This is a genomic window from Nocardia lijiangensis NBRC 108240 (assembly GCF_001613045.1).
In the GTDB taxonomy this organism is placed as follows: domain Bacteria; phylum Actinomycetota; class Actinomycetes; order Mycobacteriales; family Mycobacteriaceae; genus Nocardia; species Nocardia lijiangensis.
In genome coordinates this window covers 85,672-93,499 of sequence record NZ_BDBP01000035.1, presented here as the reverse complement: position 1 = coordinate 93,499, position 7,828 = coordinate 85,672, and the positions used below count along the sequence as shown (strand labels likewise).

Annotated in this window: 5 protein-coding genes; 3 read left to right on the top strand and 2 right to left on the bottom strand. The window is 69.4% G+C overall.

Going from position 1 to position 7,828, the window contains the following annotated elements:
• Window positions 1-4,183 (top strand): condensation domain-containing protein (locus NL1_RS14275; RefSeq protein ID WP_067839283.1); only part of this gene is annotated, 4,183 nt, incomplete at its 5' end.
• Between the two features lie 27 nt (window positions 4,184-4,210).
• The gene (locus NL1_RS14270) at window positions 4,211-4,429 is read left to right on the top strand and encodes an MbtH family protein (RefSeq protein WP_067839280.1); all 219 of its coding nucleotides are present in this window, start codon (window positions 4,211-4,213) and stop codon (window positions 4,427-4,429) included.
• Between the two features lie 65 nt (window positions 4,430-4,494).
• Here the strand turns inward: NL1_RS14270 and NL1_RS14265 are convergent, their stop codons facing one another.
• Together NL1_RS14265 and NL1_RS14260 are read right to left on the bottom strand one after the other, a co-directional pair.
• Entirely contained in the window at window positions 4,495-5,682 is a 1,188-nt protein-coding gene (locus NL1_RS14265; RefSeq protein ID WP_067839277.1) for a nucleotidyl transferase AbiEii/AbiGii toxin family protein, read from the bottom strand.
• A gap of 65 nt (window positions 5,683-5,747) precedes the next feature.
• Complete coding sequence (locus NL1_RS14260) at window positions 5,748-7,127, bottom strand: helix-turn-helix domain-containing protein (protein WP_156094842.1); 1,380 nt, start codon at window positions 7,125-7,127, stop codon at window positions 5,748-5,750.
• A 255-nt stretch (window positions 7,128-7,382) separates the two neighbouring features.
• On the opposite strand from NL1_RS14260, the gene NL1_RS14255 reads away from it, so the two are divergent.
• Window positions 7,383-7,571 (top strand): hypothetical protein, encoded by a 189-nt coding sequence (locus NL1_RS14255; RefSeq protein ID WP_067839271.1) that lies wholly within the window; start codon window positions 7,383-7,385, stop codon window positions 7,569-7,571.
• The last annotated feature ends 257 nt before the right edge of the window (window positions 7,572-7,828 follow it).

Below are 7,828 nucleotides of genomic sequence, written 5' to 3'. Positions count from 1 at the left end.
GCTGACCGCGCGCACGGGCGACGAGCCGGTGCCGCTGTCGCTGGCGCAGCAGCGGATGTGGTTCCTCAACCGCCTCGACCGCCAGTCCACCGCCTACAACATTCCACTCGCGGTGCGGCTCAGCGGCGCGCTCGATGTCGGCGCACTCGACGCCGCGGTCGCGGACGTGGTGGCCAGACACGAAGCGCTGCGCACCGTCTACCCGCAGCGCGCGGACGGACCGGTGCAGGTGGTGCTGCCGGTCGGTGCGGCGGGCACGCCGGTGCTCACGCCGATCGATGTGCCGATCGACGACCTGCCCGTCGCCGTCGCGGATTTCGTCGGCGCGGGCTTCGACGTGACCGATGCGGTTCCGCTGCGCGCCAGGCTCTTCCGCCCCATCACCGAGAACGGCGGCGAGAGTGATTCGGCGGCAACAGAACACGTGCTCGTGGTGGTGGCGCACCACATCGCCGCCGACGGCTCCTCGCTGGCGCCGCTGGCCAGGGACGTGATGGTCGCCTATGCGGCGCGCAAGGACGGCCGCGCGCCCGGTTGGACGCCGCTGCCGGTGCAATACGCCGACTACAGCCTGTGGCAGCGCGAACTGCTCGGCTCCGAGGACGATCCGGAATCGCTGGTGGCGCGCCAACTCCGGTTCTGGACCGAAACCCTGGCCGAGCTGCCCGCGCAACTGCCGCTGCCCACGGATCGGCCGCGTCCCGCGGTCGTGTCCGCCAGGGGCAGGCACGTCGACTTCGCGGTCGACGCCGAATCCCACGCGGCGCTGGTCGAATTGGGCCGTGCGGCAGGGGCGACGCTGTTCATGGTGGTTCATGCGGCGTTCGCCGCGCTGCTCGCGCGGTTGTCCGGCACCGGCGACATCGCCGTTGGCACACCCGTGGCGGGGCGCGGCGCGGCTGAATTGGACGATGTGGTCGGCATGTTCGTCAACACCTTGGTGCTGCGTACCGGGGTGGACGCGGGCGACGGGTTCGCCGCGTTGCTGGACCGGGTGCGGGCCGCCGACCTCGCGGCGTTCGCGCACGCCGACGTCCCCTTCGAGCGGCTGGTCGAGGTGCTCAACCCCGAGCGCTCCACCGCGCGGCACCCGCTGTTCCAGGTCGGCTTCTCCTTCCACAACCAGGCCGAGGCCGATTTCACCCTGGACGGCCTGACCGCCGCCGCGGTCGACTTCGACTCCGAGGTCTCCCAGTTCGACCTGCACCTGGTGGTCACCGACCGCTACGACGCGCAGGGCGCGCCCGCGGGCATCGCGGCGACGATCACCTACGCCACGGCGCTGTTCGACGAGGCGACCGTCGCGGGCTTCGCGGGACGGTTGCAGCGGCTGCTGAAAGCCGTGTGCGCCGCGCCGCGGCAGCCGGTCGGCGACGTGCCGCTGCTGGACGGCGCCGAGACCGAACGCATGCTCGTCGCCTGGAACGCCGCCGATCGTGCGTTCGCGCCGGACACCCTGGTCACCGCATTCCAGGATCAGGTGACGCGCACACCCGACGCGATCGCCGTCGTCGACGACGCGCTCACCCTGACCTACGCCGAATTCGCCGCACGGGTGAACCGGCTGGCCAGGGTGCTGATCGGCCGCGGCGTCGGTCCGGAATCGCTGGTGGCGCTTGCCATTCCACGCAGCATCGACCTGCTTGTCGCGATGTACGCGGTGGTGACGGCGGGCGGGGCCTACGTGCCGCTCGACCCGGCACACCCGCTCGACCGGACCACCGGCGTGCTGGCCGCGGCGAATCCGGAGCTGGTGCTCACCTCGGGGCGCAGGCCGATGCTGCCCGCCGAGGTGGCCGACCACGAGGTGCTGTTCGACATCACGACGGTCCCCTCGAGTGTCGACGCCGCGCCGATTCGCGACGCCGAACGGGTGCGGACGTTGTCGCCCTGGCACACGGCCTACGTCCTCTTCACCTCCGGCTCGACCGGTGTTCCGAAGGGCGTCGCGGTCCCGCACCGCGCCGTCGCGCACCAGCTGGACTGGATGCAGTCCGAGTACGGTCTCGGCGCCGACGACGCCACGCTGCTGATGACCTCGGCCGCGTTCGACCTCTCGGTATGGGAGTTCTGGTGGGCGCTGCGCACCGGTGCGCGGGTCGTGCTCGCGCCGACGGGCGCGCAGCGCGATCCAGAGGGGGTGCTCGATCTGGTCCGCCGGGCCTCGGTGACCACGGTGACGCTCGTGCCCTCGCTGCTCGCCATGCTGGCCGAGGTGTCCACCGGGCGCAGGCTGCCGCGCTCGCTGCGCAGGCTGCTGGTGATCGGTGAGGCGTTGCCCGCCGCGACCCTCGCCAAGGTCGGTGCGCTCACCGATGCCCGGGTCGACAACCTGTACGGGCCGACGGAAGCGGCGGTCTCGGTGACTCGGTACCGGACCTCGGTCGGCGAGCTGGCAGCGTCGATCGGTGGTGGGATGTCGGCGTCGACCACCGGTGCGAGCTCGTCGCCGAGCGGCGTCGAGGCGTTGGTGTCGACCGCCGCGAGCCCGTCGCCGATCAGGACGGCGCCGACCGGCACCGTGCCGATCGGAACGCCCGAGGCGGGTACCGAGGTGTACGTCCTCGACGACCGGATGCACCCGGTGCCGACGGGCGTCACCGGCGAGCTGTACCTGGGCGGCGCGCAGCTGGCCCGCGGGTACCACGGCAGGCCGGAGCTGAGCGCGGAACGCTTCGTGGCCAACCCGTTCGGCGCGCCGGGCAGCAGGCTGTACCGCACCGGCGACATGGTGCGCTGGAGCTCCGACGGCAACCTCGGGTACGTGGAACGGCGCGACTTCCAGGTCAAGGTGCGCGGATACCGCATCGAACTGGCCGAGATCGAGCACGCGTTGCGCGCGACGCCGGGCGTCGCGGAGGCCGTGGTCGTCGCGCACCGGGCGGAGGGCGAGAACGCCATGTTGGTCGGCTATTTCACCGCGGCAGCGGCCGTCGACACCGAGGCTGCGCGCGTCGCGGTGAACACCGAGGCGCCGCGCGCCACGGTCGACATCGGCGCACTGCGTGCCGCGCTCGCCGAGGCGCTGCCGAGCTACATGGTGCCCGCCGCGCTCGTTCGACTGGATGCCTTGCCGCTCAACGCCAACGGCAAGGTCGATCGCGCCGCGTTGCCCCGGCCCGAACTCTCCGCACGTGAGTTCCGCGCTCCGGCTACGGAACTGGAACGTGCAGTGTGTGGTGTCTTTGCCGAGGTGCTGGAGGCGGAGCGGATAGGCGTGGACGACAACTTCTTCGAGCGCGGCGGCAACTCGCTGCTCGCCACCCGCCTGGCCACCCGGCTGAGCGCGGACCTCGGCGAAACGGTCCCGGTCGTCTGGTTGTTCTCCGCGCCGACCCCGGCCGGGCTGGTCACCCAGCTCGAGCTGACCAGGTCGGGCCGCGGACGGGTGGACGCGGCGGCGGCCTTCGACGTGCTGCTCCCGCTCCGGCCGGGCGGTGCCAGGGAACCGCTGTTCTGCCTGCACCCGGTCGGCGGCGTGGCCTGGTCGTTCGCCGGTCTCGCCGCGCACGTCGACCCGGAGCGCGCCCTCTACGGCCTGCAATCCCCGGTACTGAATTCGGCGGAGCCGCTGCCGGATTCGATCGAGGACTGGGCGCGGCGCTACGTCGCGGAGATCCGCGCCGTACAGCCGGAGGGCCCCTACCACCTGCTCGGGTGGTCGCTCGGCGGCGCTCTTGCGCACGCCGTCGCGATCCAGCTGCAGGACGAGGGACAGCACATCGCGACGCTGGCCATGATGGACAGCCCGCGCACGGTGTCGGCGGCCGAGACCACCGTGCCGCTGGCCGACCTGCTCGGCGGGCTGCTCGGCGAACAAGCCGCCGATGCGGACACCGAACTCGGCCTCGCCGAGCTCGCCGAGCGCATCGCCGAACTGCCGGAACCGTTCGCCTCGTTCGGCGCCGAACGCCTCGGGCGGGTGCTGGACGCGGGAGCTCGCTCACTCGAACTCCTCGTTCGCTACCGTCCCCGTCGCTACAAGGGCAACCTGGTGTATTTCACTGCCGCCCTGGACGATCCGACCGGGGCCACCGGGGCCGCGAGCTGGTCCGAGGCTGTGGACGGCACCGTGCACAACCACGCCGTCGCCGCCACCCACTGGCGGATGACCTCCGAATCCGCGCTCGCCCGCATCGGCCACGTGCTGGCCGCCGCCTGGGCCGACACAGACCGCGCATGAACCGATCAGCCTGACGAAAGGTGAACCATGACAAACCCGTTCGACGACGACCACGCCCAGTTCTACGTGCTCGTCAACGCCGAGGGCGAGCACTCGCTGTGGCTGGTCTTCGCCGCGGTACCGACCGGCTGGACCATCGCCTACGGCGCGGCTCCGCGCAGCGCGTGCCTGGAGTACGTCGAGACGCACTGGACGGACATGCGGCCCAAGTCCCTGATCGCCGCCATGCGGCCGAAGACCAACTGAATGCCGGGGCGCGCCGGTCCACATCCCCTGCCGACCGGCGCGCCCCCCGGCCCGAAACGCGCTCACTATGGTGCGTGCCGAGCGAGTGCGGCGGCGATGCGTTGTAGATCATCGAAATTCGTTGTACCCACCGGTCTCATGGCGGCGAGGTGTGCCGCCGCCTCCGGCAGTGAGCGGTCGCGGCCCAGCAGCTCGCGGACCACGACGAGTTGGACGACGGCGGAGCAACCGGAATCGGCCAATGCGCGTTCGGCGGAGCGCATGCCGCCCGCCGACAGTGCGTCCCGCACGGTCGCCAGCTCGCGAGCACAATGGTCGAGGATTCGTGGATACAGCGTGTCGGCGTCGTCGACCACCGGAGCGAGGGCGATCGCGAAGCGCCAGACGTATTCGTCGTGGGCTTCGCTCAGGTGGGGACAGGCCCTGGCGAACGCCGTCCAGTCGACATCATTGGCCGCGCCGATCATGAAATCCAATGTCGGATAGTCCAATTCGTGACGAGCGTCGGCGGCTTTGTAGTCGACGTAGCTGTCGTAGACCTGATCCAGCCACACCTCGGCCACGATGCGTTCGAGCAACTCGCGCGGCAATGTGCACTGCTCTGCCAACAAAACAGCGTCATAGAGATCCTTGGCCAGCGGGCCTCTATTGCCGTGCGCGTCCGCGGCGATCCGCAGGACCTTCCATGCCAGCGACATCTGCCGACTGAATGCCTGCAGGGGAACGGATGCGCCGGGGCGGCCGAGCAAGGAAATCTCCGTGGGTTGTGGCGCGTCGCAGATCAGCTCTTCGGTCGAGAAGTCCACCTGCACAGTGCCCACGTGCCCGTTCCCCTGCCACGAGAGCAGGAATCGCGACCCCCACTTACCGAGCATCCATCCGGACTCGAGCATGTCATGGCTCCAATACCCGGTCGTTTCCGCATCGATGACTTTGGTATCGATCCACACTGCGCTACCCGGTGCATGCGAGCGGGCCGTCGCACGCCGGACCACGTCGGCCAGTAGTTCGTCGATGTTCACCTCACCGATCGGTAGCCGCTCGCTCAGCACCACCAAATCCAGCTCGCCTGGTTCTCGCGCCCTGTCGCCGAACCACGTTGGCATCAGCACGCTGCCGCGTAGCGCGAAGCAGTGCGACCATTCGGAGTCGGCGACGGCGGCAAGTACGTGATCGATGGCCGCACGGCGGCTCGCCAGCCACGTTTCGTCGGTGGTCCAGTCGCAGAGAGGGTTTGCGAGCCAGCCGGTCATGCCGCCAGGCTGTCAGAGACCACCGACAACTACCGCTCGATATCCATCGACCGGCCTTGGGGCGGCTACACCTTCGCGCTCTGCGAGTCGATGACCGCCCTGGCTTGTTGCCGCCACTCGCTCACCGCGCGACTGCCGCCGTGCAGCGCCGAGTCGAATCGTCTGGCGCGCTTGGTGACTGTCAGCCCGACGTAGGTGTTCGCGTCGGTGATGGCAGCGGTGGCGACCGCGCAGGCCTCGTCCACTTCGCCGGAGGCAAGCAGCGCCGTCGCGTGTTCGAAACGCACCAGCGCGGGTTCCATCGTCTCGCTCGGGTCGTACAGCGTGATGGCGTGCGCCGCCGCGTCGGCCGTCTCGTCGGGACGGCCGAGCCTGGCGTATCCGATGGCGCGGTAGAACGCGAGCTTCTCCGGGCGGAACGAGAAGATGCCGATCGGCAGCTCCTCGTTGCCGACGCTGTCCAGTGCGCGCGCGGATTGGTCTATGCAGCGCGCGAATTGGTGTTCGTCGCCGAGATCCGCATGTGCACGCGCCGCCATGCCCCACAGCCAGGCGGCGGCCGCGCCGGTCGCCGGATTCTCCTCGAGCCGCGGCTCGAGGAGGCGCAGCACTTCCCTCGGTTTGTCGCTGTAGGTGGGCAGGTAGGCCAAGCCGGCGAGCGCGATGTCCTCCGAGTATCGGTCGCCGATGTCCTGTGCCGCGTGAATCGCGGTGGTGTACCACAGCCTCGCCTGGCCGAAATGGCCTTCGTTGAACAAGATCTCGCCGACCACGTTGGCCAGCCGACCGGCGGTGCGGACCAGCCTGATCTGGTGGTGGGTGGCCTGCCGCTCGCCGAGACAGCCACGCACCGTGCGGAATTGGTCGAGCGTGCTCTGTAGCAGCTCGTGCGGCGGCACATGGATGACCTGTCTGCCGAGATCCGCGGTGGAGTGTTCCAGCACGCCGAGCCTGCGCTCGCTGATCGACCCGGCGTCAAGGGCCGCCAGCATCTTCTCCGGTTCGCTGGCCAACAGATCGGCCGCATGGCCCGCCAGACCTGCGCCGATGCAGGCCAGCAGTTCCCGCCTTCTCACGTCGTCATCCTCGACTTCCTCGTCGAGCCCGATGAGCGTGGACCGAACCTCGGTTCCGCCCAGCGCTTTTTCCCTACCGAGCTTGATTGTCCGATCGAGCGCCGCGCTCGCATCGTCGGTTTCGCGAGCCGCGGCGCGGCCCGCCGTGATCGCCCGCTCGAATCGCGTGACGACGACTGAATCGGCCTCGGACAGCACTCGATCGAGTAGCCGACGGCTTGCGGCGTGCATCCGGGTTGTCCGGCCGTTTTCCCACAAGACCACGGTGCGCGCGGTGACGCCCACCAAACGTGCGAACTCATAACGACTTCGCTTCATCGCCGAGCGAAGGGCAAGTACGTCTTCGCCCGTCCAGTCGACCTCAACCATAGGACCCGCTTCCTCCCGCCAGGCCGGTTCACTCGAAAATTACTCGCATTTACCGCATTCCGGGCTGTTATGTACCCAATCGCAACGCGCACTCTGTATTTGCACCCGGCGCCGGGGTTGTGCCCAGACCCTATGGGGGCGCCCACTCTCGGGAACTCAGCGCACGGTCCCGACGCGGCCTCGATCCAGCCGCCTCGAGCGCGGTTCCGCCGGCGCTCCCGGCGCCGGGTGCACTGAACTCCGCGGAGGTGAACGATGAACGTGCCGCACTCGGATCTGCGTGAGCTGTGGTTGATCCAGAGCCGTGACTGCACCCAAGAACCGCAGGTCCTGGACTACGACCGAGCCAGATTCATCCTCTCGGTGCACGCCGGGCACGGCAGTGGCTGCCGCCAGTACCTAGCCGCCTCCGCCTACTGTTTCCGGCGCGCCGCGGACAAGTGATCCGATGTACTCCACACTCTCCATCCTGACCGCATGCGGTCTGGTGGTATCCCTCATCGGCATCCTCGGAACATGCGTCGGAGACACCCGCGCCATCACCGGACACCGCGCTCCCACAACACCTTTCACGGTCCCCGAAGCCCACCGCGCGATGCAGCTACACCGCGGTTGCCGAGCCGATGCCTGCGCCCGCAAAGGAGCCGCCTTCCGCACCTTGGTAGCAGCAGGCCGAATCGTCCCCGATACCCGCGCAGACG